Annotated in this window: 2 protein-coding genes; one reads left to right on the plus strand and one right to left on the minus strand. The window is 77.8% G+C overall.

Going from position 1 to position 2,969, the window contains the following annotated elements:
- Positions 1–350 (minus strand): MarR family winged helix-turn-helix transcriptional regulator (locus DY240_RS23370; RefSeq protein WP_119662156.1); only part of this gene is annotated, 350 nt, incomplete at its 3' end.
- A gap of 200 nt (positions 351–550) precedes the next feature.
- Between DY240_RS23370 and DY240_RS23375 the strand changes: the two genes are divergently transcribed.
- The coding region (locus DY240_RS23375; RefSeq protein ID WP_119662155.1) for an Ig-like domain-containing protein at positions 551–2,969 on the plus strand (2,419 nt) is incomplete at its 3' end.

Consider the following 2,969-nt stretch of genomic DNA (forward strand, 5'->3'; position numbering starts at 1 on the left):
GCGGGGTCCAGCGCGGCCAGCAGGGCGGCCAGCCGGTCGGCGCGCGCGGACCGCCGCACGGCCAGGGCCGTGCGGCCGGCGTCGCTGATGCCGACCCGGACGACCCGGCCGTCGGCGGGGTCGGCGGTCCGCTCGACCAGCCCGCCCTCGTGCAGCCGGGCGACCAGCTGGGTCATGGCCGGCTGGGTGACGCCCTCCTGGACGGCGAGCTCGGTGAGGCGGCGCGGGCCGGTGCGCTCCAGCGTGGCCAGGGTGGCGGCGGCGGTCAGCGACAGGTCGCGACCCGTGGTGAGCTGGCGGAACAACCGGACCAGCCGCTCCAGGGCGGCAGCGAGCTCCACAGAATCCATAACGTACTTATATTAGCGCGTGATGCAACTGCGGGATGACGGCGGATCGCCCGTACGGGTGATTCTTGACACATCAACGGCAGCGCCAGGCTCCCCGTGGGTAACCTCGGTCGGCGAAGCGGCCGAACCGGCCGCTGATCAGCGATTCGACCGGTTCATCCGGCTCGAGGGACTTCGGTCAGAGGGGAAGCGGGACGCCGGTGAACGGAACGTCGTTCGGCCGCCGCCTCCGTGCCGCTCTCGGCGCCGCCGCCGCGCTCGCGGCCACCGGCGGAGTGCTCGCCGGTCCCGCGGCGGCGCTGGAGGTCGACACCGCACCCGCCGCGCCCGAGGTCCGGATGCGCGCCTTCGACCCCGCCGACTTCGCCGAGCGCGCGGCCGGCCTGCCGTCGGGCCTGACCGAGGCGATCCGGCGCGACCTGGGCCAGTCGCCCGAGGACTACCTCGCGACAGCGGCCGCCGCCCGGCTGGCTGGCGAGGTCGTCGCCTCGCTGGGCGACGTCGTCCGCTCGGCCTGGCTGGACGGCCAGACCCTGCACGTCGCCGTCAGCGACCGCGGCGCAGCGATCGCCGCCCGCAACGCCGGCGCACAGGTGCGGGTGGGCGACGTCCTTGCCGACGCACTCGCCGCGGCGCGGGCGCAGGACAAGCTGGCCTACATCGACCGCGAGAACGAGCGGGTCGTCGCCGTCGGCGCGGAGGTCCGCGGGGCGCCGGTCGCCCAGGTGCGGCTGTCCGCCCGCAGCGGCGACGGCCACCACCGCGGCGGCGCCGGGGTCGCCGTCCGCACCCCGCTCGCCGACTATCACTGCTCCGCGGCGTTCGCCGGCACCGATGCCGAGGGCGAGCCGCGGCTGCTCACCGCCGGGCACTGCGCCGCCGGCGCGGACGGCCTGTTCACCGCGGGCGTCGACGAGCTCGCGCCGGACGCACCACTGGCCGGCGGTCCTCTGGCGTGGCCCGGCCTGATCGGCGACGCCCTCGGCGAGTACGTGCCCGACAGCGTCGCGTTCGGCGACGGGCGCGACGCCGCGCTGATCTCCGTCGACGGCGACGTGCGGCCCGAGGTGGCCGGATGGAGCCCGGGTGCCGGCGCCGAGCCCGCGCTGGCCGTCCACGACTCCGTCAGGCCCGTCGCGGGTGCGCCCGTGTGCGCCGCGGGCGTCGCGTCCGGCTGGACCTGCGGGCACATCCTCGACGCCGGAACCACCGTGCCGGTGAGCGGCCAGGCCGTGACCGGCTTCCTGTTCGACGCCTGCGTGCTGCCCGGCGACAGCGGCGGCGCCGTCACCGTCGGGACGTATGCGCTCGGCCTGAGCTCCGGCTCGACCTGGCCGGGCCCGTCCTGCGCCGACGGCGACCCCGCCGCGGGCGGCGACGACCTCAGCGTCGGGTATGCGCTCACCGGCGCCGATTCGGTCGAGTCGCTGTACGGCTCGGGCTGGCGGCTGGCCGTCCGCGTCGGCGCCCCCGAGGTGACCGCGCCCGCGGACGGCGCCACCACCGGCCCGACCCCCACGATCACCGGGACGGCCGACGCCGCGGCCGGCGCCGTCGTGACCGTCCGCATCGAGGACGGGCCGGAGCTGGAGGCGCGCGTCGGCGCGGCCGGCCGGTGGAGCGTGCCGGTCGGCGCGGCGCTCGAGCCGGGCACCTACTCCTACACCGCCCGCACATCGTTCCGGCCCGCGACCGGCGACCACACCGTCGCCTCCGAGGAGACGACCGGCGAGTTCGAGGTCGCCGAGCTGGCCGGCCTCGGCGTGAGCTGGCCGGCCCCCGGGCACGTCAGCCCCGACGGGCGGCTGGACTTCGAGGGCACCGGCCAGCCCGGCGCCACCGTCTCGCTGACCGTCGGCGGCGAGGAGCTCGCGAGCACGACCGTCCGCGAGGACGGCACCTGGTCGCTGCGCTCGGGCTCCGCCCGTCCGGCCGGCCGGTTCGACGCCGTGCTGACGCAGCACGTCACCGCCGCCGTGACGGCCGCGCCCGAGGCGGACGGCCCGGAGGACGACGCGGCGGACGGTGCCGCCGGGACGGCCTCGGCGACGCCGGGATCCGGGTCCACGGACTCGGACTCCGGCTCCGGGGACTTCGGCTCCGGGGACTCCGCAGACGGGGACGCCGCGGCGCCGGAGTCCGGTGCCGCCGCCGACGCGACGGTCACCGTCGCCAACGTGGGCGTGGCTCCGCGTGCGCCGGTCGTGAGCGCACCGCTCGGCCGGATCTCCCCTGACGAGGCTGGCACGCTCCGCGGCGCCGGGGCGCCCGGTGCCGCCGTGTCGGTCCGGGTCGCACCCACCGGGACCGACCTCACCGCCGCGCCGGAACTGCGCACCGAGGCCGGCGCCGACGGGACGTGGACGCTGCGGCTGGACGCTCCGCTGAGCGCCGGCCGGCACGTCGTCGTCGCCACCCAGTCCGTCGACGACCTCACCTCCCAGCCGTCGAACCCGGTCGTCGTCGAGGTCGCCGCGACGACCCGCTCCGCCGGCGGGGTGGACGGCGGCACCGACGCGAGCACCGGCGACGAGGGCCTGCCCGGTGGAGTCCTCGCCGCGGCGGCCGGCATCCTGGCCGCCGGCGCGGCCGTCGCGGGCGTGCTCGTCCGGCGCCGCC

The organism is Jiangella rhizosphaerae (genome assembly GCF_003579925.1).
Taxonomy (GTDB): domain Bacteria; phylum Actinomycetota; class Actinomycetes; order Jiangellales; family Jiangellaceae; genus Jiangella; species Jiangella rhizosphaerae.